Annotated in this window: 16 protein-coding genes and 1 other RNA gene; 10 read left to right on the top strand and 7 right to left on the bottom strand. The window is 57.8% G+C overall.

The annotated features are described in order from the left end of the window. Positions 1 to 138: 138 nt before the first annotated feature. The gene (locus tag NB063_RS22345) at positions 139 to 2,769 is read left to right on the top strand and encodes a ComEC/Rec2 family competence protein (RefSeq protein WP_250931106.1); all 2,631 of its coding nucleotides are present in this window, start codon (positions 139 to 141) and stop codon (positions 2,767 to 2,769) included. A gap of 33 nt (positions 2,770 to 2,802) precedes the next feature. On the opposite strand, the gene NB063_RS22340 is transcribed toward NB063_RS22345, so the two are convergent. Further along, on the bottom strand, positions 2,803 to 3,927 hold the full coding sequence (locus NB063_RS22340) for a phosphatidylinositol-specific phospholipase C1-like protein (protein ID WP_250931105.1): 1,125 nt from the start codon (positions 3,925 to 3,927) through the stop codon (positions 2,803 to 2,805). A gap of 260 nt (positions 3,928 to 4,187) precedes the next feature. Here NB063_RS22340 and NB063_RS22335 point away from each other — a divergent pair, with 260 nt between their 5' ends. The 4 genes from NB063_RS22335 (at position 4,188) to NB063_RS22320 (ending at position 13,259) form a co-directional block, all read left to right on the top strand. Continuing rightward, entirely contained in the window at positions 4,188 to 5,117 is a 930-nt protein-coding gene (locus NB063_RS22335) for a hypothetical protein (protein ID WP_250931104.1), read from the top strand. Between the two features lie 140 nt (positions 5,118 to 5,257). After that, positions 5,258 to 8,683 (top strand): amidohydrolase family protein, encoded by a 3,426-nt coding sequence (locus NB063_RS22330; RefSeq protein ID WP_250931103.1) that lies wholly within the window; start codon positions 5,258 to 5,260, stop codon positions 8,681 to 8,683. Positions 8,684 to 8,979: 296 nt separating this feature from the next. Further along, positions 8,980 to 11,781, top strand: coding sequence for a DUF1553 domain-containing protein (locus NB063_RS22325; protein ID WP_250931102.1), 2,802 nt, complete (start codon positions 8,980 to 8,982; stop codon positions 11,779 to 11,781). Between the two features lie 5 nt (positions 11,782 to 11,786). Further along, positions 11,787 to 13,259, top strand: coding sequence for a DUF1501 domain-containing protein (locus tag NB063_RS22320; RefSeq protein WP_250931101.1), 1,473 nt, complete (start codon positions 11,787 to 11,789; stop codon positions 13,257 to 13,259). Between the two features lie 13 nt (positions 13,260 to 13,272). On the opposite strand, the gene NB063_RS22315 is transcribed toward NB063_RS22320, so the two are convergent. Next, positions 13,273 to 14,607 (bottom strand): NTP/NDP exchange transporter, encoded by a 1,335-nt coding sequence (locus tag NB063_RS22315; RefSeq protein WP_250931100.1) that lies wholly within the window; start codon positions 14,605 to 14,607, stop codon positions 13,273 to 13,275. 226 nt (positions 14,608 to 14,833) lie between these two features. Between NB063_RS22315 and NB063_RS22310 the strand changes: the two genes are divergently transcribed. Continuing rightward, complete coding sequence (locus NB063_RS22310; RefSeq protein ID WP_250931099.1) at positions 14,834 to 15,640, top strand: 3-keto-disaccharide hydrolase; 807 nt, start codon at positions 14,834 to 14,836, stop codon at positions 15,638 to 15,640. A 96-nt stretch (positions 15,641 to 15,736) separates the two neighbouring features. On the opposite strand, the gene NB063_RS22305 is transcribed toward NB063_RS22310, so the two are convergent. From NB063_RS22305 to NB063_RS22285, 5 genes are all read right to left on the bottom strand, one after another. Further along, a complete protein-coding gene (locus tag NB063_RS22305) occupies positions 15,737 to 17,761 on the bottom strand; it encodes a vWA domain-containing protein (RefSeq protein WP_250931098.1) in 2,025 nt (674 codons plus the stop codon). Beyond that, a complete protein-coding gene (locus NB063_RS22300) occupies positions 17,758 to 18,720 on the bottom strand; it encodes a DUF58 domain-containing protein (protein ID WP_250931097.1) in 963 nt (320 codons plus the stop codon). Before NB063_RS22300 ends, NB063_RS22305 begins: the two co-directional genes overlap by 4 nt. Positions 18,721 to 18,791: 71 nt before the next feature. Next, positions 18,792 to 19,826 (bottom strand): ThiF family adenylyltransferase, encoded by a 1,035-nt coding sequence (locus NB063_RS22295; RefSeq protein WP_250931096.1) that lies wholly within the window; start codon positions 19,824 to 19,826, stop codon positions 18,792 to 18,794. 58 nt (positions 19,827 to 19,884) lie between these two features. Then, positions 19,885 to 20,292, bottom strand: an RNA gene (gene rnpB / locus NB063_RS22290) — RNase P RNA component class A. A gap of 94 nt (positions 20,293 to 20,386) precedes the next feature. After that, positions 20,387 to 21,520: a tetratricopeptide repeat protein gene (locus tag NB063_RS22285; protein WP_250931095.1), complete on the bottom strand. Its 1,134-nt coding sequence runs from the start codon at positions 21,518 to 21,520 to the stop codon at positions 20,387 to 20,389. Between the two features lie 338 nt (positions 21,521 to 21,858). Here NB063_RS22285 and NB063_RS22280 point away from each other — a divergent pair, with 338 nt between their 5' ends. From NB063_RS22280 to NB063_RS22265, 4 genes are all read left to right on the top strand, one after another. Further along, on the top strand, positions 21,859 to 22,032 hold the full coding sequence (locus tag NB063_RS22280) for a hypothetical protein (protein ID WP_250931094.1): 174 nt from the start codon (positions 21,859 to 21,861) through the stop codon (positions 22,030 to 22,032). Between the two features lie 35 nt (positions 22,033 to 22,067). Beyond that, on the top strand, positions 22,068 to 22,817 hold the full coding sequence (locus tag NB063_RS32485; protein ID WP_250931093.1) for a class I SAM-dependent methyltransferase: 750 nt from the start codon (positions 22,068 to 22,070) through the stop codon (positions 22,815 to 22,817). 162 nt (positions 22,818 to 22,979) lie between these two features. After that, on the top strand, positions 22,980 to 24,494 hold the full coding sequence (locus NB063_RS22270; RefSeq protein ID WP_250931092.1) for an alpha-L-fucosidase: 1,515 nt from the start codon (positions 22,980 to 22,982) through the stop codon (positions 24,492 to 24,494). Between the two features lie 52 nt (positions 24,495 to 24,546). Further along, a complete protein-coding gene (locus tag NB063_RS22265) occupies positions 24,547 to 25,926 on the top strand; it encodes a Gfo/Idh/MocA family oxidoreductase (RefSeq protein ID WP_250931091.1) in 1,380 nt (459 codons plus the stop codon). Positions 25,927 to 26,067: the final 141 nt, after the last annotated feature.

Raw genomic sequence — 26,067 nt, 5'->3', positions numbered from 1 at the left:
GAGAGTCGATTAAGCGGATCGAAACTCCTGGGTCATCAATAGGTAGCACGGAGGCAGTGCGCATGACGCGTTGTAGGTAGACTTTAACGGCATCAAAAGGAAAGCTGGCCTGCGACCTTGCGGCCTGTAACGATTGTCATGATCCTGCGCACCATTTTACGCCGCATTGATTCCCTACACCTCAAGGCCAGGCTCGATTCGTTCGCATGGCGTCAGCCGCTGACGGTGCTGGCGGGGTTTGCTTGGACCGGCGTCACCCTCGATCGCTGGACATCATGGTCCGCATGGACATGGGTGGGACTCATGATCGCTTCGGCGATCGGCATGCTCGGCTGCCTGAAGTGGCCGCGATTCGGAACGAGCGGCCTCCGAGTCGTTTTCGTATGCCTGTTAGTGCTGAGTCTGTTCGCGCTGCGACATGCCCGCAGCGTCACTGACTACGAATCCGCCACCGTTCTCGATGTCCTCGACGAAACGGCACAACCGATGATCATGGTGGGCACCGTCGATCGCCCCGCCCAGTTGAGACGAGATGCGATCGCGACAAACGGCGATTGGGAAAACGCCGCGATCGGCAGAACCGAATACCAGACCATCTTGCAGGTCCGCATCGAGTCCCTACGCATTCGGTTCGACCAAGTCGCGTTTTCAGGTCGTGCGATGGTACGGGTCGATGGCGATCGGTCAGACCTGTTGCCTGGCGATCGGGTCAAGCTCTTTGGACAGATCTCGCTGATTCAGTCACCGACCAATCCCGGCCAACGCGACATGCGAGATTGGGCCCAACGCAGCAACCTTCACTGCGTCTTCCAAATCGATCAGGTGGAAAACATCCTTTCATCAAGCGACCGTGACGCCGAAGCCCCCGGTGCACCGGAAAGGTTCTCTCTCTGGCAACGCGGCCAGCGGACGGTCGCGAGCATGGCCAAATCGGCGCGGCATTCCATCCTGCAACAAATTTCACCCGACCAACAAGGCCTTGCGTTGGCGCTGGTGCTCGGACAACGCGACCTGCTCGACCGATCCACTTCCGAAGCTTTGCTCGTCACGGGAACGGCACACCTGCTCTCGGTGAGCGGTCTGCACCTGGGGATCCTGTTGGTACTTGCGCGGATTGTCAGCGGACTGCTCCGTCTCCCGCTGCGCGGGCAATTGGTGTTTTTGGCAATGGTGACATTGTTTTATGTCGCGATCACGGGGGGGCGTCCACCGGTGTTGAGGGCCGCGATTTTGCTGGCCACGGTCGTCTTGTCGACCGCGATGGCTCGCCCCTACCATCCGATCAATTCGCTCTCTTTCGCCGCGATTCTGCTTGCATGGTGGATGCCCAATGCGATCTTCGGCGTGGGGATGCAATTGTCGTTTCTCGCCGTCGCGACGCTGCTCACGTGCGGGCGACCGCGGGCGAAAGGGCAGACCGCCGCCAGTCAAGCGATCGCGTTAGAGGATCATTTTGATGAACTCGCCCGCCAGTCGTACGGACGCTGGCGACAACGGGTCAACTTCGTCGGCCGATTCCTTGCCACGGCGCTCTGGTACAGCGGCTGTGTTTCGGTCATCACCCTGCCGATCGTTTGGCAACAGTTCCATGTCGTTTCGCCCATCAGCGTCTTGGTCAATGTCGTTCTCTCGCCGCTGATGGCCGTTGCCCTCTCGGCAGGCGTGGGTACCGTGATTGCCGGTTGGGTGTTCTTGCCGCTGGCAACCATCCCCGGTTGGATCTGTTCGCAAATCCTCGGCGTGATGCAGTTTGTCATCAACACCGCGAGTGCCACACCTGGAGGACACGCTTGGTTACCGAACCCGTCGGCGGCATGGGTGATGAGTTACTACGTGGTCCTCCTGGCGATCATTGCGTTTCGATCCGGCGGCCATCGTCGGCTACCGATCGGGGTTTGGTCGCTGATTTGGTTTGTCGCCGCATGGTGGTCAGCAACCACGCCGAGCTCAGTTCCCCCGGGAACTTATGAAACGACGTTTGTGGATGTCGGACACGGGACTGCAACGATTCTGCGTCCCAACCCAGATGACGTTTGGTTGTATGACTGTGGATGGATGGGGAACCTCAACCAGAGCAGCCAAAAGATTGATGACGTGTTGTGGTCGATGGGCGTGACTAAGATTCGCGGGATCGCAATTTCGCACGCCGACGCCGATCACTTCAACGCGTTGCCGGGATTAACCAAACGTTTTTCAATCGGTTGCATCATCACACCACCGGGCATGCTGTCTGGTGAGGGAGCGATGCTTGAACGGACGCGACGCGTGATCGCTGAGTACAAAATCCCCGTCTATGAAATCGACCGCGATCAATCGCCTGAGAGCGTCTTCGATTCCGCTGCGTCGAACGGTTGGCTACGCGATGTGAGTGTCCTGCATCCGCCTTCGCAATTGCTCGATGCCAACGACAACGCCAACTCGTTGGTGCTGCGCATTGACCATGGTGGACGATGTTTATTACTACCCGGCGACCTCGAACCGCCGGGCACTTCAGTGTTGATCTCCACTCCGCGGCCGCCTCCTGGTGGTGTCATGATGGCGCCGCATCACGGCAGTTTGCGAATGGACGCGGACGCCGTCCTGCAATGGGCCCGTCCCCGCGAAACCGTCGTCAGCGGAGGAAAGCGAGCCGCCAAAATTGCCGTGACAGAGATGCTTTCCGCTGCCGGGGGCGGCGTGCAGGTTACGTCCAAAGAAGGTGCGATCCGCGTTCGAATGGGACCAAGCGGCGAGTTGGAAATTCGCTCTTGGTTGGAATCCCCCTGGTAAGTCTTCAACGACTCAGGCGTCGATTCCAAAAACTCAATCGCGCCGCGACGTTACCGGATTGACACGGTATTCCACCTCACCGGGTAACGCCACGCGATAATCGGTGAGTCTCGGATCGGCGACCGGATAGTCGGTGCTGATGTACTGGGCACCACTCTCAAACGCTCGTTCGCGGCGCCGCGTGTCACCGCTGCGGGCCTGACGCGTCTCCACATCAGCGCGGGTGCGAACGATCAAACCGCGACGCACCGCATCTCGGATCTCAGCAAAGTTTCGAATCGGGTCGTTGAGTTTACGAAACGCCGCCGCTTCATGGTTGGGGTCAACGGAAACGAACATGACACGACCGCGCAACGACGGATGCCCCGCGAGATAACGTTCTCGCAGCTGCCCCTCGTTGTCCAATGCGAACCACACACGACCTCGGCACTCATCAAGACGCGGCCACCCCTCGTCGATAACCGCGTCACGGAGCGTTTGGTGTGTACCTCGAATTTGATCCGGCAAAATCAAATCGCCATCTTCGAAAACGCTACGAATTTCCACGTCAACATCATCCAACAATTTCTCATCATATGGCACGGGTTTTACCAATGCCGGTCCGACCACCGAGTCCTTCAACTCCACCAGCACCAGAATTGGCACGTGCGTCGGGTGACGTTGCGACCAATTGTGGATCTGCTTGAGTGCAGCCACGAACGTCGGCACGGTACTGCGGTAATCAAACCCCGGCGAATGCAACACCTTCATGCCGGGCAGATCCATCGCCCCCTCGGCATTGGGATGCAGCCTCGCTGATTCGTCGTTGTCTGGCAACGATGCATGCCCAATCGGATTGGAATACAGGCCGCCTTTGGGGTCCGCGTAAATGTCGAGTTCCAACTGCCGCATCTTCAAATCACCAAGCTGCTCGGCAATCGGACGATGCGAATAGTCGAGAGCCTCTGCGGAGGCGGGAGACGTGATCTTGATCAACCCGAGAATTTCACGAGGAGGCGATATCCGATAGGAGTTATGCGTTCCAACGGTCTGAATCTCATTCAACCGTAACTCTTGCGCGTTCGCGTACCCAGCGATCACCTGGGCGACGCCGCAAATAAAGACCATCACCAGATCACGAACACCGTTTCGGTTTCGGGCTGGATATTGTGATCGCATATTCGTTCGGAGTGGCAACGTGATGGATCCTAGAACGGATTTTGGCATGAATCGGGCAGGCGTCCCCAAAAGAACACCGGTGTGATTCTGTTCGCCAAAGCGATCCCACGCAAGCGGAAAGCCACGCCCATGTCTCGCAGCGACGATAAGTGCGGCCGCACAATCTCGGGAACGCATGGCCTTCCAACTCCTGATATATTCTGTGCAGTCACGGCGATTTCCGCCGTGCGATCCGCTAACAACCCATTGTGAGACTTGCGATGCGTCTTTCTTCCCCAGCAACCCTGTGCGTGCTCATCGCACTTCTTGCTATTGCCCAACCCGCAAGCGGCCAAGACGCCGACGAGGCCCCAGAAATCGTGGTCGAGTTGATCGAACCGGGGTCCGCCCCCCGGCGCGTCGTCCGCTTCACACCTCAAGTCGGAGACAAGCAAACCGCGGAAATGATCATCGACATGCAGCAGAAAGTTTCGCTCGGCGGCGCCCCCATGCCCTCCCAAGCAATCCCGCCGCAAAAGATGACGATGGAAATTCAAGTCACCGATATTACCGCCGAAGATAATATCCGCTTTGAGTTCCAATACACGGACATGAAAGTGGTCGATGATCCTAACAATCCATCGCCCATTGCCGAGACGATGGAAAAGATGCTCGCACCGATGATCGGTGCAACCGGCCGCGGAATTGTCACCAATCGTGGCTTGACCCAGCAAGGTGAACTCGACATTCCCGCTGGACTCAACCCCCAAATCAAACAAATGCTCGAAGGCATGAAGGATGCCATGAACCGATTAAGCTCACCGCTTCCGATCGAGGCAATCGGTCAAGGTGCCAAGTGGCGCGTCATTCAAAACCTCGAAGCCAATGGAATGAAACTCACTCAAACATCGACGCATGAAATCACATCCATGACAGGTGACGGATTCGAAATGTCTGTTTCGGTAAGCCAAAACGCTGACCCTCAAGAAATCCAAAACCCGATGTTGCCCGCCGGCACCACATTGAAACTCGATTCGCTGAAGTCCAGCGGTTCAGGCACCACGAAGATCGAAGAATCGTCCATCTTCCCGATCGCTTCGGAGGTCTCCATCAACACCGTTGCGAACATGTCCATCGATGTCGCCGGACAAAATCAAAAGATGCAAACAGATATTCAAATGGGTATGAAGCTAAATCAAGTTGGTGAGTAGAATGTCCCGAGCGTTGCTCGGGATAAACTCAATCAAGACCTTCCGGCTTGGACGGTAACGGTGGGGTGAATGCCCTCCAGTGACGCGGAACGTAACACTCAACGTCACTGGCTTTCGCACCATCAACCGAACCAATCTCGATGCCCCTTACCAATCTCTTCCGTCACCGCATCTGCATTGCATTGCTGGCCCTTTTTTCGAGCGGGCTGGGAACCACCCTGTCATTCAAGACCAGTTCATTGTCGGCGGCGGAATCTCGTCATGTTGAAACCGACAAGGCTGACGCCGCTGATAAACCCGAGACCTGGGACATCGAGTCACAACCGGGACCGGTTCAGCGACAAAAGATCGATTGCGAAACAGGAACGTGGATCAATCTTGACGTCAGCCCCGATGGTCAAACCATCGTTTTCGACTTGCTCGGTGACCTTTATGTCATGCCGATTGAAGGAGCCGACGGTACCGCTGCGACCGGCAAACGGTTTCCCAAAAATTTGACACGGACCGTTGCGTGGGACATGCAACCGCGTTTCAGTCCAGACGGCAAACACATCGCCTTCACGAGCGACCGAGTCGGCAAGAGCAAAAAAGCGGGCGACAACGTTTGGATCATGACCGCAGACGGCTCGTCGCTCACGCAGGTCACTAACGAGACCTATCGCCTGCTCAGCAGCCCGACTTGGTCTCCAGACGGACGATACCTGGTCGCGCGTAAACACTTCACCAGCCGCAGGTCGCTCGGCGCCGGCGAATGCCACATGTATCACCGCGACGCCGTCGCCATGAATGCAACCGAGGGCACTCAATTAACCAAACGCCCCAACGACCAAAAGGATGTCAACGAACCCGCCTATTCGCCTGACGGTCGCTATCTCTACTACAGCCAAGACGTCACCCCCGGTCAAGATTTCGAGTACGACAAGGATGCTCACAAAGGCATCTACGCGATCAAACGTCTCGACCTAGTCCAAGGCGATACCGAAACACTGATTCGTGGCCCCGGCGGCGCCTGCCGACCGACGCCATCGCCTGATGGAAAAACGATCGCGTTTGTTCGACGTGTTGGCGTCAAAACCGGTCTGCACTTGTTCGACATCGAATCCGGTAGCATCCGAGTGATCTACGATGAACTCGAACGCGACATGCAAGAATCGTGGGCGATCCACGGTGTCTATTCCGGTTTCGATTGGACACCCGACGGTCGCTCGATCGTGATTTGGGCAAAAGGAAAAATCCGTCGGATCGATACGGAGACCGGCAACGCGGAAGTGATCCCGTTTCGCATCCGCGACCAACGCGACGTTCGAAAAGCCGTCCGACACCCGATTCGGGTCGGTGAAGACGAATTCGACGTCAAGATGCTGCAAAGCGTCCGCGTTTCACCCGACGGCACGCAAGTCGTTTATCAAGCCCTCGGACATCTGTATCTCAAGCCGCTCGCCGGTGGCCCGCCAGTTCGACTCACTGAGCAAACCGATCACTTTGAGTTCTCGCCATCATTCTCAAAAGACGGGCAATACATCGTCTACACGACCTGGAACGATCAACAGCTCGGCACGATCCGAGTCGCCTCGGTCGATCCCGAACGACGCGAAAACTGGATCGTTTCCACCAAACCGGGACACTACATGTACCCGTCGTTTTCTCCCGATGGAAGGGACATCGTTTACGAAAAACGGGGTGGTGGCCACCTGCGGTCCGCATTGTGGTCTCGCGAGCCTGGGATTTACCTCACGTCGGTCAAAGATGGCACACCCAAGTTCCTTTGCGAGCAGGGCACCGATCCGCAATTTGATGCCACCGGTGATCGCATCTTTCTAATCCGAAAGAACGGGTCCAAAGAATCTGACAACGTGACGCTCGTATCGATCGATCGTAGCGGCAATGACCTGCGAGAGCACTACAAGAGCGACTGGGCTACCGATTTCGAAGTCTCACCTGATGGGAAATCGATCGCATTGGTCGAGCGTTTTCACGTTTTCATTGCACCCTTTGTGAACTCCCCGCAACCGATCCAGGTTGGCCCCAACGCCAAAGGCATCCCGGTGGTAAAGGTCAGTGAAGAGGCGGGTGAGTTCCTGCATTTCTCCGGCGATAGCCAACGGTTGCACTGGAGTCTCGGCCCCGACCTATTCACCTGCGAAGTCGCCAAGGCGATGCAACCGCCAAGCCCAGCAGACGGTGAATCTGACGCAAAAGAAGATTCGTCCGCGGTCACCACGGATCACATCGGTTTTCGCCACCCGACTGCTAAACCGGACACCCGCCGCGCTTTGGTCGGCGGACGCATCATCACCATGGGTGATGCCGGAGTGATCAAAGATGGCGTCATCCTGATCGATCAAGATCGCATCGTCGCCGTCGGACCACGCAAGAGAGTGAAGATTCCCGAGGGCTATGTCACGACGAATGTAGAAGGGCAAGTCATCTTGCCAGGATTCATTGACACACACGCACATGGCGCCCAAGCAACGTTCGGCATCACGCCACAACACAATTGGATCGACTATGCGCGATTGGCCTTCGGTGTGACAACGATACACGACCCCAGCAACGACACGCACAGTATCTTTGCCGCCAGCGAATTAGCCAAGGCCGGACTAATCACCGCACCGCGTACCTTTTCAACCGGAAAGATTCTTTACGGTGCGACGGGTGCGATCAAAGCCGAGATCGATTCGATCGAGGACGCCCGCTTTCACCTGCGAAGGATGAAGGCCGTCGGGGCATTCACGGTCAAGAGCTACAACCAACCTCGTCGTGACCAGCGCCAACAGGTAGTCGCGGCGGCGAGGGAACTCGGAATGATGGTTGTCCCCGAAGGCGGTAGCACGTTCATGCACAACATGACGATGATCGTCGACGGACACACCGGCATTGAACACACACTCCCTGTCCAAACCGCCTACGAAGACGTGATGGATCTATGGCGGAACACCGGCGTCGGCTACACCCCCACGCTCAGCGTCGCGTACGGCGGGCTCTCCGGCGAACGATATTGGTACCAAATTGACGACCTTTGGTTGCACACGCGTTTGCAAACCTTCATCCCACCTCATGTCCTGAATCCACGATCACGACGTCGCGAAAAGGCTCCTGAAGAAGACTACAACCACATGCGAGTTGCCGAGATCGCGCGGGACGTCGTCAACCAAGGCGGCCTCGTGCAAGCAGGCGGGCACGGACAACTTCCCGGCATCTGCACGCACTGGGAAATGTGGAGTTTCGTTCAGGGCGGCATGACTCCGATGCAAGCTTTGACGTGTGGCACGATCAACGGCGCCAAGTACCTCGGCCTTGATCGCGACCTCGGCTCAATCGAAGTAGGAAAACTGGCGGACCTGATCGTGCTGCGTAAAAACGCGGACCCCACGAAGCAAATTCGCGACAGCGAAAAAATCTCGCTCGTGATCGCGGGCGGTTCTGTTTTCCAAGCTGACCGGATGAACCGTTATGGCGACAACGCGCCTCGTGGTGATTTCTACTGGCAGCGTGACGGCGGAGTCAGCAGCGAGAGCGAGTACTGCAATATCGTCGGCTGCAGTTGTCACCGAGGCAGGCAGTAAGTCAACCGTATCGGCATCGATCCGAATTGCCAAAGCCACTTGATTTCGCAGCCGCCGACGCGGCGCCGCGTTCTCCAAGTGCCAGGGACACGGGTGAATTAGGCGGGAGGTGGGGGCTCCATTTTTTTGATGATCGACGCCAAGATCTGTGCTACCATGGCATCCCCCGCCCCCTAGATCGCCACCCAAGGGTCGCCCGACCCGCCTTGGACAAGATCACAATGCCCACCTCCCGCCATTTTTTGCGGTATTTGTCCGCATGCTTGCTCGCCTTGCTTTGTCAAGCCACACAAACCATGGCTAGCGAACCTGCCGAGTCAGTCGAGTTCTTCGAAAACCGAATTCGCCCGGTTCTCGTCGAACACTGTTACGAGTGCCACGCGGCAGACGCCGACGAAATCGGCGGCTCGCTCCTGCTGGATTCGTCCGATGCGATGTTGACCGGTGGTGACAGCGGCCCCGCCATCCAGCCCGGGGAAGTGGAATCCAGCCCGTTGGTTTTGGCGATCCGGTACGAGTCGACCGAGATGCCACCGACGGGCAAGTTGCCCGACTCGGTGATTCGAGATTTTGAAGAATGGATCGCGGCGGGAGCCACCGACCCTCGTGACACACCGCCTGCTGCGTCGGTGCCTCGTGAAAAGATCGACATCGAAGAAGGACGCCAGTTTTGGGCCTTCCAACCGCTGTCGTTCACCGAACCCGAAATCGAGCCTTACGAAGGTTCTCGTGGCCCGATCGATCAGTTTCTTGGACAGCGTTTGCAAGAGTCCGGCGTCTCACCGAACGCTCAATCCTCCGACGAGCTTCGGCTGCGACGACTCGCATTTGATTTAACCGGCCTGCCACCATCCATCGAACTTCAACAACGATGGATGGCTGATCCGTCTTGGGAAAACTGGGAACGCATCGTTGATGAGATGCTGGATTCTCAAGGGTTTGCCGAACATTGGGCCCGCCACTGGATGGACGTCGCTCGATACGCCGACAGCAACGGCAGCGACTTCAACGCAACCTTTCACGAAGCTTGGCGGTATCGCGACTACCTCGTCCGGTCGTTCGCATCGGACCGTCCCTTCGATCAAATGATTCGCCAGCAGATTGCGGGAGACCAGCTGCCTTTCGAAACTGATGAGCAACGACACGACAACTTGGTTGCCACAACCTTCTTGATGCTGGGCACCAAGATGCTTAGCGAGCGAGACAAGACCAAGCTGGAACTCGACGTCGTAGACGAACAAATCGACACCATCGGACGAGCCTTCTTAGGACTCACCTTAGGCTGCGCAAGATGCCACGATCACAAATTCGATCCCGTGCCCACAACCGATTACTACGCACTGGCAGGCATCTTCAAAAGCACGGTGACGTTGAAAGGTGAAAGCCAACGGTACGTCAGCACGTGGAACCGTGTGTCGTTACCCACCACGGAAGAACACCGGGCCGCCGTTCGCGAATACGAAGCGGCGACCAAGTCGCTGAAATCGGATATCGCAGAGGCGGAAAAATCACTGAAAGACGCCGAAGCGGGAACTTCCGATGTGCAATTGGGAATCGTCATCGATGACACACAGGCAACCAAGACCGGGACCTGGAAAGAGTCCACCTATACCAAAGGTTTTATAGGCAAAGGCTACGTGCACGACGACAACTCGCAGAAAGGCAAAACCACCATTCAGTTCTCCGCCGAGGTGCCTGACGACGGGAAATACGAAGTACGCGTGGCGTATTCAGCAAACACCAACCGCGCGTCCAAAGTCCCGGTCACCATCGAAACGTCCGACGGAACCCAAACGGTAACGATCAACCAACAGAAGAACGACATTGCCCCCTTTTGGACCACGTTGGGCACGTTCGAATTCAGTTCCTCCTCACCCGCGGTGGTCACGTTGTCGAATCGCGAGACGAACGGTTACGTCATCGCCGACGCGGTGCAGTTCTTGTCTGCCGACGATCTCCACAAACTCAATCACCCTGACCAAGACGATGCGAGCAAGGCGAAACGGGCACGCATCGAAGCGGCTCAATCCCATCTCGCTGCACTTAAAACGCAACTCAAAGAACTAACCGCCCAGAAGCCACCGCCGCTGCCGCAGGCCATGGCACCAACCGATCGGGCAACACCCAAAATCTCCGATAGTCCGGTACATATTCGCGGTGAAGTGAATAACCACGGACAGGTCGTCCCGCGGGGTTTTCTACAGGTTTGCAGCAGCGGAGAGGCGGCGATCCCGAATCCTCGCGGCAGCGGTCGATTGGACCTAGCAGATTGGCTGACCGATCCGGATCATCCGCTCGTTGCGAGGGTCTTCGTCAATCGCGTTTGGATGCACTTGATGGGCGAGGGCTTGGTTCGCACGGTCGACAATTTTGGCGAGCGGGGCGAACGACCGTCTCATCCCGAGTTACTCGATTATCTCGCCACGCAATTTGTTCGTGGGGGCTGGCATCTCAAGCCATTGCTCCGTGACATCGTCAATTCAGCGGCGTACCATCGAGCGAGCGACTATAACGCGGCGAGCAGCGACGCCGATCCAGAGAACCGACTGTGGTGGCGGATGCATCGTCGACGATTGCCCGCCGAATCGATCCGTGACGCGATGTTGGCGGCAACGGGAACGCTCTCGCGAACGCCGCTGTTTGATCCCATGAAATCGCACGGCGTGTTGGTTTCGGGAAACGATGGCAACAGCACGGAGGGAAAAATTACCGGCATTGCGACCCCGTGTCGATCGATCTATTTGCCGATCGTGCGGGGCTTTTTATCGCCGATGATGACGGCATTGGATGCGGCCGATCCGGACCTTTTGGTCGGACGGCGTCCGACGACCAACGTGCCCGGCCAAGCCCTCGTGCTGCTCAACGCCCCCGAAATCAATCAGTGGGCAAACACGACCGCTGACCGAGTGATGAGAGACGCCGAGGATTTTGAGGCGAGATTGAATCTCGTCTATCAGCTTTGCCTGCAACGTTTGCCCACCGAGGACGACAAACAGCTCGCAAAGACTTTTTTCACCGATGATCGGCAATCACCTGAGGCTTGGCAGCAGTGGGTTGCCGCGTTATTTGCTGGCACCGAATTCCGTCTTTTGGATTGAGCGCAATGAATCGATATCGCCGTCGAGTAGTTTCGAATGAGTCCCGTGACGTCACCGGCCAGTGGCTACCTCCTGAGTTGACACGGCGTCAATTCGGCGTGACGGGATCGTTTGCGTTGGGCTCACTCGCGATCTCGGGATTTGTTCCCTGGACGACCGCAAAAGCGGAATCGCGCAGTCCGTCGGATTCCGTTTCGGATTCGGCGGGCGCGGTCCGGCCGCTGCATGTGCCCCCTCGTGCTCGGCGGGTGATCTTCTTATTCATGCATGGTGGTCCCAGCCACGTCGACACGTTTGACTACAAACCGTTGCTCGCCCGCGATGATGGGAAACCGCTTCCCTTTGCGCTGCCACCAAATATCGACGCCGTCCCTAAATTGCTTAATGGGCCGTGGAATTTTTCCAAACGCGGTGAATCAGGCTTGTGGGTCAGCGATTTGCTGCCTCATATGGCAGAGCAAGCCGACTCGCTGTGCGTGATCCGCAGCATGCACACGAAAGGACAATCGCATGGCCAAGCCGTCGGGATGGTGAATACGGGCAGTGATAATTTGGTGCGTCCCAGCGTCGGAGCATGGGTCAGCTATGCGTTGGGCAGTGGGCATCCTGATCTACCCGCTCACATCGCGATCGGCCCGGCCACCGCGCATGGAGGCCCACGTAATTACGGTGCCGCATTCCTACCCGCCATGCATCAAGCGACCGCGATAGGCAGCAACGGTCGGTTCGGCAGTGGAAAAATTCCGTACCTCGACGGTGCGTCCGATCCTCAAAACATTCGCCAACGGATTGACCTCGTTCGCCAAATGAACGAACTGCACCATCATCGCAGCGGCCCCGATCGAGAAATCGAGGGTGCGATTGAAGCCATGGACTTGGCATCTCGAATGCGGGAGGCTGCCCGAGAAGTATTCGACATGAACCTTGAGTCCTCAGCGACGCAAGCCGCGTACGGAATCCATGAAAAAGCAACTAGGTCGTTTGGTCAAAGCTGCCTACTCGCTCGGCGATTGGCCGAAGCGGGAGTACGCTTCATTACCGTGAGCAGCGGCCAGGTTTGGGACCAACACAGCAATCTGGTCGCCGGGCACAACAAGAATGCACTCGCGACGGATCTCCCCATCGCCGCGTTGATAAAGGACTTAAAACAACGCGGAATGTGGGACGACACTTTGATCGTTTGGGGCGGTGAATTCGGTCGCACGCCTGTTGTACAAGGTGCCAACGGACGCGACCACAATCCGCAAGGCTTCTCAATGGTACTTGCCGGCGGCGCCGTCAAACCAGGGTTCGCGTATGGCAAAACCGACGACTACGGATATTACTCGCTTCACGATCGCGTCCACATGCATGACCTGCACGCCACGATCTTGCATATCTTGGGTATCGATCATGAACGACTCACGTATCGTTACGCCGGTCGTGATTTTCGATTAACCGACGTCCACGGCCGCGTCGTCGAAGAGATTCTGGCATAACTTCGACACGTTCTCACGCTTCCATTTCGGAGACGGCGGCCAACTCCGCAGCCCGTCGTTTTTGCAAACGACCTAGTTTCCACGCGACCAATCCCCAGGCCACCGTGACGGGCAACGCCCACACGTTCATGGTCGTGATGCTGACGCCGAGTTGCCGTGCAAAGCCGAACAATTGGCCCGACATGGCGTCACCGCCGCGAAGCACAACGGTGTCGATGAAGCTTTTCGATTTGTACTTGTCTTCCCGACTGACAACGGTAAACAAAACCTCACGTGCCGGAACCGTGATCCCGTAGGCTCCCGCCCGCGTGGCGATCATCGTCACCACGAGGGTTGGCAAGACAGGACTCATCGCCAGCGATGCAAATCCGGCAAAATAGATGATCGGTAGAACGACTAGAGCGACGCTCACGCCCAAACGTTTGAGAATCACACCGGACAGCAACGCTTGTATCGCCAAGGTGAGCAACTGCGTCCCCAAATCCAGATAAGCAAACAACTGCGTGCGGGCTTCCTTGGTTTCGATTTCTGACGCCACGATCTCGGCTTGCTGGAAGTACAACTGCGTCCCGCAGGACTGCACGAGAACCAGAAACAAGCAGATCATGGCGAGGTAAGGCGACCTGACCACGTGCGTGATCCCGGAGAGCAGCCCGCCCCCGGTCGGACTTTCGGTTGGCCGTGGAGTCGGCTCACCTGCGTCAGGCACGACGGTCGACTGTTTCTCCAATCGCCACGCGCACCACAACCCGGCTTCAATCACCACCGCCGGCAGCAACAGCAAGACACCCGTCGAAAGCTGCGTTGCGAGTTGGCTGGTAAGCAATGACCCTGTGATGGCGCCTGCGGTTCCACCGGCTGCGATCATGCCGAACAAACGTTTGCCTTGATTGCTCGAAAAGAGATCCGCCAACACACTCCAAAACACACTCGTCGCGAACAGCGCGAAGACGTTCACCCACACGAAAAAAGCTCTCGCGGTCCACGTGCGGACAAACTCCGCTTCCAATTGCATCAACAGAAAAAACGTGACTAGGCAAACGGCGAAGAAGTGATACACGACTCGCACCAGCCACCGACGCGGCAACCTCGCGACAAGCGACGAGTACAGCGGCACGGCGGCGAGCATGACGAGAAACGTCGCCAACATCAGTCCCTGCAATTGCCGTGTACCACCGATGCTGCCCATCGTCTCCCGCACCGGACGGACAATCAGGTACGCCAGCAAGATGCAAAAGAACCAAGCCGTCGCCCATCCCACCGCACTGCGTTCGTGCGGCTCGACCCGCGACCACCACGGTGTACTCGCGGTTTCAGACGAATTCGTTGCTTCTGTCTTCGCTGTCAACGGAACTTTTCCGGGATAGAATGTGTGGATACTTCGCCCGCCAACATAGCCCATGCACCATTTGGGGCGTCAGATGTCGATCCAATTCCGCCAGCTACTCGACCGTTGACTATCAACTGCTCGACCGGCCAAATAGAATCGGCAGACCTTCGGGAGCCTCCCGATTATGCATGCGTATACCGAAACCCTGCCTCCGCAACCCCGCTCACCCACTGAGTCCCCCAACATGCGTCTCACGACCTGTTCGTTCGATCAGCGAATTTCGCTTGCCTTACTCGCCCTTTGCACCGGTCTGCTTGTTACCAACGTCGCGGCGGCCAACGAAGTCGACCCGAAACAAGAAGCCTGGTATCAGAAATACAAATCACAAGAGAACATCCCGCAACCCGAGGAGATGAAACTCAACACCGATCCGGAACCCGCGTTAGAAGACGGATTTGAAGACATCTTCAACGGAACAGACCTGAGCGGTTGGACACCACGTGGCGGCACGTGTTCCTTCGAAGTGATCGAAGGCGAGATTGTCGGAACCTGTGTTCCCGGTTCGCAGAGCACCTACCTGAGCACCGACAAAGACGATTACACCGACTTCGTTTTCACCTGTGAAATGAAGTGGGAAGTCGATGGGAACTCGGGAGTGATGTTTCGAGCCCAAGCCAAACCGGGATCCAAAGGAGAAGTCGTCTTCGGTCCGCAAGCGGAGATGGAAGGCATCACGGGCGACCGCTACTGGTCGGGCGGCATCTACGGCCAAAGCTGCGGCGGATACTTCTACCCGCTGTGGTTGAAAGAACACGAACCGGCCCGGCAAGCACTCGATCGCAGCGGCTGGAACCGATTGACGATCCGAGCAAAAGGAAACGTGGTCCAAACATGGGTCAACGGAGTCCCTGCCGCGCACTGGGAAGACGACGGCACCTACCCGAGCGGCTTCTTCGGCCTACAAATCCACAAAGGCGCCAAAGGCAAAGTTCGCTTCAAAAATATCCGCGTTAAAGACCTCGCCGCTGAAACTAGCGGAACCGAGGGATAGATCGCGTTGCCAATCGTCAGTCGCCTTCGCAATGGAGGCGACGACGACACAGCGATTCAAAATTTCCGTCGCTTTGTCGCTTTGTCGCTTTGTCGCTTACGATAACCGGCGGGTATAGAGCCACCACTCGGCCAACAGCACGGCGAGGGCGAGCATGAGGAGTGGACGCCAGTATTCGCGGCGGGTTTCAATCCCCGCGTCAACGGCGGCAATCGTTTCGTAACCGAGCTCCACGTCTTCCTTCGCCGACACGCGGCTCTCCTGCACATCAAACAGATTGATCGCAAAACGGTCGACGACGTTGCGTCCCGCGTCCGCCGACGTTGATGCCGAGCGAACGAGTTGGTAGTTTCCGGGCAAGTCGGTCTGCACGATTTCGATGCTGCCGCCTTCACCAACGGTAAGTTCACCGAGAGACGTGTCAGCGTCTTTTTCTCCGGTACGCACGAGCGACACTTCCCGAACGGCGCTTTCGAGTCGCACAGGCACGGTTTCGCCTGGATGATACGACGGAGCCGCAGCCGATGACTCGGCACCGGCGAGATGCCTGAGTACGTTGAGCAAGAAGACCGGCCAGGACCGTTCGGCGTACCAGTTTGTATTCGCTTCCGTCTCGCCATCTTCGTTCTTGCTAACGAGTTCGAACCCGAGCACCAAGTCGCGATAGCCGCCACGCGGGGCGATCGACATCACGGTCCCCAAGTCGGATTCGATCAGCGCCGACGTGCCTTCGGGACCTTCGATACCGCGTCCGGAAAATATCAGCAACGAATACATTTCGAGGTAACGCAGCACCGGATGCGTGCGGTCAATGTCGATCAACGTCAAACTGCCCGGTGGCGTCGTCCACTTCCATTCCTCGCTCGGCAATTCCCCGATTGTGAACGTATTGGTGAGGGGCAATTTCGGCGGGCGGCAGCGATCAAAGATGATCAGGTCATCATCACCGGCGGCAGCACGTTTCGCGAACGCCTCGGTTTCCAAAAACTCCGGTGCAACGAATTCGCACACGGCGATCCGTTGTGCTTTTTCAGTTGTCAGCCCGATTTCGAGCGGTCGGTTTCCGTCCGAGACGACCAATACAGAAACGAGCCCCGAGGGCGTCAGCGCGGCGTAGGCGGTGTTGTCGACGCTAAGATCATCTTTGAGATCAAGCGAAAAACGCAAACGAACCGCATCAGACGCCTCCACCGAAAACGACACCCCGGTCTGGTCGCCGGGATCAAGCGAAACGGAGGCGGCATCGACGAGGCGGCCTTCGAGATACAGCGACGCGTCGGCCGTGGCCGGTTCATCACCGCTGTTGACGACGGTTGCGAACGCTTCGATCTTTTCCGGATTCTGCAGATCGCGGTTGGCAGAAAACGAAGCGATCGCGAGATTTTTGGTCAGTGTGGAACCCATCGCGTGATAGACCGGTCGCAAGTTACCGAGATTAAACTCCGTGACGCTTTGGAAGCCCCCATCGCTGTAGAGCAATAAGTCAGCGGGCAACGCATCGGCGACTTGCACGTCACCGATGTCGGCGATTTCGGACGTACGACGCGGGTTGGCGAGCCCGTCGGCGGCGCGCAAGGCACCAAGGATATCGGTCGGCCGGTTGGTGACTTTACACCGATCAAGCGCATCGCGAAGACGAGATCGATCCGACGTGAATGCCTGCATCACTTCCGCCCGATCGCTGAACGTGATCAACATCGCCGTCTCGTCATCGTGCATCGTCGCAATCCGCTGACCGATCTGTTGCCGAGCCTGTTCAAACCGAGTGATCGGTTTGGCGTCGTCCGACACGGTGGCCGGCGCCTGCATACTCGCGGAGGTGTCGAGCAAGAAAACAAGGCGTCCCAAGGAAGTGGTGTCTTCACGCACGCCTGGACGAAAGAGTGCCAACGCAGCCAACAACACGGCCAGCAGCTGCAAAAATAGCAGGATGCTATTTCGCAGTCGCTGCAGCAAACTGTTCACGTGCAGGTCTTCGATCGTGCGAGACCACAAGAACGTACTGGGCACCTCGACCGGTTCACGTCGTAACTTTAGGAAGTACAGCAGCACGATGCCGATCGGTACCGCGACGAGCGCCAACCACGGCCAAACTCCGGTCAACGCGGGGATCAAACTCATCGGACGACTCCCCGTGATCGCAAGTACTTCGTCATCACGGTTTCGATCGGCGTGTCCGTGGGAACCAACACATGCATGATCGATCGCTGGGCACAATACTGCCGTGCTTGATGCAGGAACGCTTTGAGAGTTTCTTGATAACGATCGATCACGTACTGATTGACCGTGATTTCAGCCGCGTCGCCGTCCTCGACATCGATCAACCGACGATCACCCCGCAGCGGCGGATCAAGTTCCTCTTGCGAGAGCACATGCAATACGAAGACATCCATTTGGCGACCGATCAACATCCGCAGCGCCGACTCGTACCCTGATTTGTCCATTAGGTCCGTGATCAACACCACGACCCCCGTCGACATCCCACGCAAGACAAAGTCCTTCACACCATCGTGCAGCGACACGTTGGCTTCGACATCGAGATTGGCCGCTGGCGTAAGTCCATCGAGATATTTCAGCAGCTTCCACAATGCCGCGCGAGACCGAACCACCGGTGCCGCTCGGCCGGCCGGCCCCAACGCTTGAACGCTGACCCGATCGCCGCGGCAGAGTCCGACGTAACCGAGTGCGGCGGCGAGTTGTTTGGCAACTCGTAGTTTGTTCGGCGAACCGAAATTCATCGACGCACTCGTGTCGATCAGCGCATAGAAGTGCAGGTCTTCCTCTTCCTGGAACAACTTGAGGAAGAGTTGGTCGAGCCGGGCGTAGAGGTTCCAATCAATCAGCCGCAGGTCGTCGCCGGGAACATAATTGCGAAAATCCGCGAACTCGACACTTTGCCCTTTCCGACGACTGATCCGTTCGCCCTTCATCCGCCCGCGAAAGATCTTTCGAGAAACCAGCTCAAGCCGTTCGAGGCGTTGCAACAATGCCGGCGAGAGCAGCGGCCCGCCATCGTCCGATTTGGCGGACGGTGCGGGCGGTGTAGGTGAATCGACAGCGGCGGGAGTGACGTTGGACATGCCGATAGCTTAGCGGAAAATGGGTGTGTCGGTTGAAACGGACGCCAAACCTTCGCAGGTACAAACGGCAGCTAAGAACCGACGTAGCGGTCGAACAACGAACGGGCGTGAGGGATGTCGCGAACACCGCTAATCACCGCCCGGCCGTCGCGAAAAAGCGTGAGCACACGTTCCTCGGGAAGCGACACTCTGACGAAAAACCTCGTCGTTTTGACGGTCCCGACGGATTCCCACGTCTGAGCCATCCGCTGCAGATCGACGTCGCGGCCGGCCCCCGCGATTTGCACCGCCTCGCGGCCACAGAGCGTCTCGGCCGCTTGAGCGTGAGACGTCGACGCGTTTAGAAAATCGTATTCATGCTGGACACAGGTACGGCAGTTCTCGTTCGCCGACAAGCGGATTGTGCGAATTTGATTATTCCACAAATCCAGAGACACGATCTCGTTGCGGACATCGAGCCGATTGCCCGAGAGCCACTTGATCGCTTCACATGCTTGCAGGCTCGCGATCAAATGCGTCGCCGGACCGAGCACGCCGGCTGTGTCACAGGTGGCGGTTTCGCCAGGCGCGGGAGGCTGCGGCAGGAGGCATCGGAAGCACGGCGAACCACCACCAAACAAACGCACCTGTCCCCCCGCACCGATACACCCGCCATGCACCCACGGCGTTTGCGTCTGAACGGACCAATCATTGAGCAACAGCCGCGCGGCAAAGTTGTCCGTCGCATCGATCACGAGATCAACCTCTTCGAGGTTGCGGGCGATGTTCGCGGACGTGATATCGACGACGCGTTCTTGGATTTCGATCGATGAATTAATGGCTCGCAAATGAGACGCGGCTGCTTCGGCTTTCGCGGCGGCCGTTTCGGCATCGTGTTCGGTGTAGAGCCCTTGGCGTTGCAGATTGCTCCATTCGACGAGATCGCGATCGATCAGCCGCAACATTCCGACGCCGGCGCGGGCGAGCAGTTCGCCGGCAACGCTGCCGAGGGCGCCGCAACCGAGTATGGCCACCCGAGCGGATTCGATGCGGGCCTGTCCCTCATGTCCGATCGGGTCGAACTGGGATTGGCGTAGATAACGTTCGTCGGATCGAGAGATCGTCATGACTGGGAATGGTCCCGCTGGCGTACGGCGGGGTAGGAACAAGAATGATGAAAATGACTGAGCCAGTGGGCTTGTAAGCCGGGTTTTGTAACAGCGTTGCTGCCAGTGACCATTTATCTGTGCACGACGATTGCTCGCCGCCTCAATTGCGACCTACCCGGGTGTCGATAACGAGACGGGCCGCCTCGTAGAATGCACCCTGTTTGGTCTAGCTCCGGATGGGGTTTACCAAGCCGACCGAGTCACCCCGGTCGCTGGTGCGCTCTTACCGCACCGTTTCACCCTTACCACGCATCTGCCGTGATCCCCGAAGGGCACCACGACAAACCGTTCGGCGGTCTGCTCTCTGCTGCACTTTCCCTAACCTCACGGCCGGTCGACGTTATCGACCATCCCGCCCTATGGAGCCCGGACTTTCCTCCAGCAACCAACAAAGCTGGCCGCCAGCGGTCACCCCGCCCACTGTCTCAGTCGTCCGATAGAATCCTCGCAAAACCCTCCCGTCACAACCGGGCGTGTGGGTGGGTGGCGTCAATCGCGAGCGAATACCACGGGGAAAATCAGCGGTTTTCCGAATCGACGGGTCCGACCGCCATGCGAGAACGCGAGGTCGGCACTTCGAAATTCGCCGGCAACTGGTACGCAGACGGCGGGCCGTACGAGGACGCCCTGCCGCCCGCCAAAGGATCCTCCATCGCCGACGCGATCACGTTGTTGGCGAGTTCGGAGGTGTCGATTCCACTGCGTACCCAACCCGACGCGGCGACGGCTTCGGGATCGACCTGCATCGCCTGAGCCAACCAGCCCTGGGCTGAAACCGGATCCCCGTTGGAGATCGAGGCGGCCGCTAACTGCAACCGGGAAGTCACGTCGGCCGGGTTTTTCTGGGCCGCGGCAACGAGGTATCGGTTGGATTCCTCGATCCGGCCGAGTTCTCGCATCGCCAATCCACGCAATAAATCGGCGCGACCGGGCACAATGCCTCCGTCGGTCTGGTTCATCACGAGCGAGCCCTCCGATTCGTTGAGTCGGTCGAGGGTGGCGAGCAGCCGATCGTGTCGTTTCTGCTGGTGATAGATTTCCGCCGCCTGCAATTGCACGTACGGGTAATCGGGCTGCAACGACAACGCTCGATGGTAAGCGGCGAGGGCCGATTCGGTCCGCGATTGAGCGAGTTCGCAGTCACCCCACAACGCCCACAACGCCGCCCACTCGCGATCAGACTGGAGAGCGATTTCGCATTGCCGGGCTGCCTCGTCGACACGCCCCAGTTCGAGATACATGCGGCCGAGCCGTTGCAGGTGCTTGGGGTCCCCAGCGCTGAGCTGCACGGCTTGTTTGAGATGTTCGATCGCGTCGTTGCGACGGCCACGCTGCCACAGCGTGTCGGCGAGTCCACGATGGGCGGCATCGTTGTTATCAGAGACCTCGAGCGATTCGCTGAAGAGCGTCTCGGCGACGATCCAGTCTCCATCGCGTGCCGCTTTGAGCCCCTGTCGAGACAACCGCCGGGCGGCCACCGTTTGGCGACTCTCGCCAAACTTGACGATCCCGCGGCACCCGAATTGGGAACACACCGTCGTCAGCACGCACAACAGCACCAAGCAGGCGCAGGGGTAACCCGCGATCGCACGACCTCGGTGGGAGGAGTCATGAAATCGGCTCGCATTTCGGTCGTGCGAACTCGCGTTCACGTTCGCTCCACCTTCACCGGCTACCGCCCCGTTTTTGGTTTGGAACGGGATCCCATTTCTTAATTTTTAACCGGCGATTCCGGTCAATCACGCTGCACTGATACCAAAATCGATACGACCGTCGCCAGCCGGACAACCGTCAAATCTTCGCTTTTCGGAACCACCGTCACGACCGGCCCGCCGCTGCGAATTCCGGAATAAACGGTCGATCGTCATAACCGTGGCCGATCGATCGACGCGTCGGACCGCTCCCCGCTCCCACCCTTTTGGCGGCCCATCCAGCGGCCTGGGAGCCCAGAAATCTCAACTATGCGACCGTACTCCAATCAAGCGATTCGATGTTTCCTACGAGCCTGTCAGACCCCGAAGCAGATGCCCCCGGCCAACTACTCGCCGATTTGGAACGTCGTCAAGACGAAGCGATGTTGCAACTCGATGACCTCGAACGAAAACTCCGCGACGTGCTCAAGGGTTTGAATATCGAAATGGAAGACGAGGTCGATCTGGACTGATTCGGCCGCCCGACTCTCAATAAACTCGGCGGATCGTGGCAAATCTCAAGAACCACGACCGGCCACCGGAAGGGACAAATGCGTTATCATCGGACGAGCGATCGTCAGATGAGTTTCACGCCAAATTTCCGCGTCCGAGAGCACGAACCATTTCCACCAATCCCTCGCAATCGGGCCCCGAGCAGGCTGCACCGACCGCTCGCAATGGAGCGATGGCGTGGACGTTCCTGAAAAACTTCGCTCGCAATCCGACCGCCGTTGGGGCGATCGCGCCGAGCAGCCAGGGACTCGTCGAAACGATGGTCGAGTGGTTCGATTGGGACAATGCACGCGGTGTGGTGGAGTACGGCCCTGGCACGGGCGTGTTCACCGAAGGCATCAAGCGGCGACTCCACCCCGATGCAAAATTCTTCGCGATCGAACGTTCGCCCGAACTCGCCGAAATCACCCGCAAGCGGTGCCCCGACACGCTCGTCCACGAGGAATCGGCCGCGGAAGTGGCCCGTCTATGTCAGGCCGCGGGAATGGAACAAGTCGACGCGATCATTTGTGGTCTGCCATGGGCTTCGTTTCCCGAGTCGCTGCAACGAAGCATTCTCGACGCGACGCTTGACGTGCTTAAACCGGGCGGCCAATTTGCGACCTTCGCGTATTGGCAAGGCGTTGTGCTCCCCGCCGGCGTCCGCTTCTCTCGGCGACTTCGCGAGACTTTCTCGGACGTTCATCGCAGTCCCACAGTGTGGCGTAATCTACCGCCCGCATTTGTATACCGCTGCACAAAATAGCCCAGCGTTTTTGAAGCGAAGTCAATAGACGTAAAATTGTCGCGGACGTGCTATCGGACGTCCTCTGCACGGGGCCAGGGACTATAATTTGGCCGTCAAACGGCTCGCCGTTTGCCCTCCCACCAAACCTTCCCACCCTTCCACTCTCTTCTGAGCCCCGCCGTGCTATATCGCGTTGCGCCGTTTCTGTCGGTGACGTTGTCCGTCGTTTGCTTGTTCAGTGTCGCCCGTGCGCAGCAAACCGAATCAGTCGAAACGAAAGCGGAATTCACCAAACAAGAAAGAGAAGCAGCGGCTTGGCAAGCGATCGATGCCCGCCCGACCCCCGCGTGGTGGAGAGACGCCAAGTTCGGAATTTTCATTCATTGGGGTCCCTACTCAGTACCCGCGTTCTCCGAAGTTGGTCGATACTCGGAGTGGTACTGGATGGATCTTGTAAATCCGAAACGACGTTCCCACCCGTTCGTCAAACCGTTTCATGATCGCGTGTATGGTGAAAACTTCACGTATCCCGACTTCGTGCCGATGTTCACGTGCGAGCTTTTCGACGCCGACCAGTGGGCAAAATCATTTGAAGAGTCAGGCGCAAAATACGTTGTACTGACGTCCAAACATCACGACGGTTACTGTCTCTGGCCGAGCAAAGAATCAGACCTCGCGTGGGGACGCCCGTGGTGCAGCACCAACTCCGGACCCGGCCGCGACCTCGTCGGCGAACTCACCACGGCGGTCCGCAAAACGGATGTCAAAATGGGTCTGTATTATTCGATTTACGAATGGTTCAACCCGCTCTACACCGCTGACGTTGACTTGTTCGTTGAGAAACATTTGATTCCTCAATTCAAAGACATGGTCAATCAATACCAACCCGCGGTCATCTTCACTGACGGGGAATGGGATCATCCGGCGGAGACGTGGAGGTCTTCGGAAATGTTGACTTGGTTGTTCAACGAATCGCCGTGCAAAGACGAGGTCGTCATCAACGACCGCTGGGGCAAAGGTGATCGTCACAAACACGGCGGTTATTACACCACCGAATACGGCGCGGGACTTCCCAATGCCGACAACGCTTGGGAAGAAAACCGCGGGATGGCTCACTCGTTCGGTTACAGCCGAACCGAACGGTTCGAAGATTACAACAGCAGCGAATCGCTGGTCTTGATGCTGATCGACATTGTCTCACGGGGCGGCAACTTCCTGCTCGACATCGGCCCGACGGCCGACGGCCGAATTCCACCGTTGATGGAAGAGCGACTCGCTGAGATCGGCGATTGGCTCGACGTCAACGGCGAAGCGATCTACGGCACGACAACCCATCAGAAGACTTGCCAGTGGACCGCGGGCATCCAAGAGGAACTCGGCAAAGGCAACTACCGCGTCCAATACGACGTCAACAAACTGCTGAAAAATCCCGACCAAGGCAAAGCCCGCAAAGAGGCCGTTTTCACACGCAAAGGGAAGGCCCTCTACGCGATTTGCGGCCTATTCCCCGATGAAACGTTGACGATCCAAGACGTCACGGCATCCCAAGACGCGGTGGTCACCATGCTCGGCCGTGATGAGGAACTGAGCTGGAGACAGGTCGGATCCGATGTCGTCATCAACATCCCCTCCATGAACCCTTCTAAAATGCCATGCGAGTTCGCGTGGACGTTTAAAATCAGCAGTATCGAGTGAGACTCTGCTAACATCGCACGTTCCTATCCCCCTCCCCAAAATGGACATTGCCATGAATGCCAATCGACGAGATTTTTTACGAACCAGCGCCGCGGCCGGCTCCGCGCTGACGCTAGCCGGTACCACGACTGCCGCGGACCAATCCGACGACTCGAGTTCGAAAAAACTACGTTTGGCGTCGATCGGCGTGGGCGGTAGCCGCGGACGGTACAACCGCGGAGGCGCCGTCGCCCGCCAAGCCGCGAAATTCGCCACCATGGTCGCCGTTTGCGACGTCGATGATCGACACACCGCGGAATTCAATCAGTCCTTCGGCGGCAAACTCAACACCTATCGCGACTACCGCGAGATGCTCGAAACCGAAAAGCCTGACGTTGTCACGATCGGAACCCCAGACCACTGGCACGTCCCGATCGCGATCGCCGCGCTGCGTGCCGGTGCACACGTTTACTGCGAAAAACCGCTGACGCTCACGATCGACGAAGGCAAACAGATTCGCAAAGTCGTCGAAGAAACCGGCAAAGTGTTCCAGGTCGGAACCCAACAACGCAGCGACAAGGGCCGCTTCCTCACCGCGATCGCCATGGTGCAGACCGGACGCCTCGGCGACAACGTCAACGCCTACGTCGCCATCGGCGGTGCACCCGAAGGCGGCCCGTTTGAAAACACCACCGCCCCCGACGATCTCGATTGGGACCTGTGGGTCGGCCCGGCTCCCGAAGCCAAGTACAGCGAAGAGCGACGGCGTTTCTTCCGCTGGTACTTCGAATACTCCGGCGGCAAAATGACCGATTGGGGCGCCCACCATATCGACATCGCGCAGTGGGCACTCGCCCCCGGCGAAACCGGCCCGGTACGCATTTCGGCCACAGGTGAATTCACGCCGATCGTTCCCGCCGATTTCAATTGGAACTCGTTCCTCAACGGAGAAGCCTCGCTACCCAACGGGTACAACACGGCGACGAAGTTCCATATCGATTTGGAATTCGAGAACGGTTCCACACTGAGCGTCAACGATCACTACAAACGTGAAGGCGACAACGTCGACTTCGGCAACGGAATTTTGTTTGAAGGCGACAAGGGACGTATCTTCGTGAACCGTGGCAAGATCGAAGGTCGCCCGATGGAAGCGTTGACCGACGCCGACCGCAAAGAACTCGATGACAAGATCGCCGAACTTTGCAAAGGCAAACGATCCGGCAATCACATGGGCAACTTCTTCGCCTGCATCGAAGACGGTGGCCTACCGATCTCGGACGTGTGGTCGCACCATCGCACGATGACCTCGTGCCACATGTGCAACATCGCCCTGATGCTCGGCCGTGAACTGCGTTGGGATCCCAAAGCGGAACAGTTCATCGACGATGACCAGGCCAACGCCTTGCTGAGTCGCAAATCACGCGAGATCACTACCGCCGAAGCAGCGAGCTAGTGCTTCGTCAAACCTGAACCTGGGGTCGCGCCCTGCCGCCAAAAGTCCTAGCGGAACGGCGCGAGCGGGCTGTTGAGTTAGTCGTTTCGCAAACATGAGTGAGCCGACAGCGCTAAGCAGGTACATAGAAGTGATTCGGTA

The sequence above is a fragment of the Aporhodopirellula aestuarii genome (assembly GCF_023701485.1).
Taxonomy (GTDB): Bacteria; Planctomycetota; Planctomycetia; order Pirellulales; family Pirellulaceae; genus Rhodopirellula; species Rhodopirellula aestuarii.
This window is presented reverse-complemented; position numbering and strand designations above follow the sequence as displayed.

What these genes read in the sequence shown, in the direction of transcription:
- NB063_RS22320 (WP_250931101.1), top strand. Translation starts at nt 11,787, where the DNA reads ATGAATCGATATCGCCGTCGAGTAGTTTCGAATGAGTCCCGTGACGTC.
- NB063_RS22265 (WP_250931091.1), top strand. Translation starts at nt 24,547, where the DNA reads ATGAATGCCAATCGACGAGATTTTTTACGAACCAGCGCCGCGGCCGGC.
- NB063_RS22310 (WP_250931099.1), top strand. Translation starts at nt 14,834, where the DNA reads ATGCGTCTCACGACCTGTTCGTTCGATCAGCGAATTTCGCTTGCCTTA.
- NB063_RS22330 (WP_250931103.1), top strand. Translation starts at nt 5,258, where the DNA reads ATGCCCCTTACCAATCTCTTCCGTCACCGCATCTGCATTGCATTGCTG.
- NB063_RS22295 (WP_250931096.1), bottom strand. Translation starts at nt 19,826, where the DNA reads ATGACGATCTCTCGATCCGACGAACGTTATCTACGCCAATCCCAGTTC.
- NB063_RS22345 (WP_250931106.1), top strand. Translation starts at nt 139, where the DNA reads ATGATCCTGCGCACCATTTTACGCCGCATTGATTCCCTACACCTCAAG.
- NB063_RS22305 (WP_250931098.1), bottom strand. Translation starts at nt 17,761, where the DNA reads ATGAGTTTGATCCCCGCGTTGACCGGAGTTTGGCCGTGGTTGGCGCTC.
- NB063_RS22340 (WP_250931105.1), bottom strand. Translation starts at nt 3,927, where the DNA reads ATGCGATCACAATATCCAGCCCGAAACCGAAACGGTGTTCGTGATCTG.
- NB063_RS22300 (WP_250931097.1), bottom strand. Translation starts at nt 18,720, where the DNA reads ATGTCCAACGTCACTCCCGCCGCTGTCGATTCACCTACACCGCCCGCA.
- NB063_RS22335 (WP_250931104.1), top strand. Translation starts at nt 4,188, where the DNA reads ATGCGTCTTTCTTCCCCAGCAACCCTGTGCGTGCTCATCGCACTTCTT.
- NB063_RS22325 (WP_250931102.1), top strand. Translation starts at nt 8,980, where the DNA reads ATGGCTAGCGAACCTGCCGAGTCAGTCGAGTTCTTCGAAAACCGAATT.
- NB063_RS22280 (WP_250931094.1), top strand. Translation starts at nt 21,859, where the DNA reads ATGTTTCCTACGAGCCTGTCAGACCCCGAAGCAGATGCCCCCGGCCAA.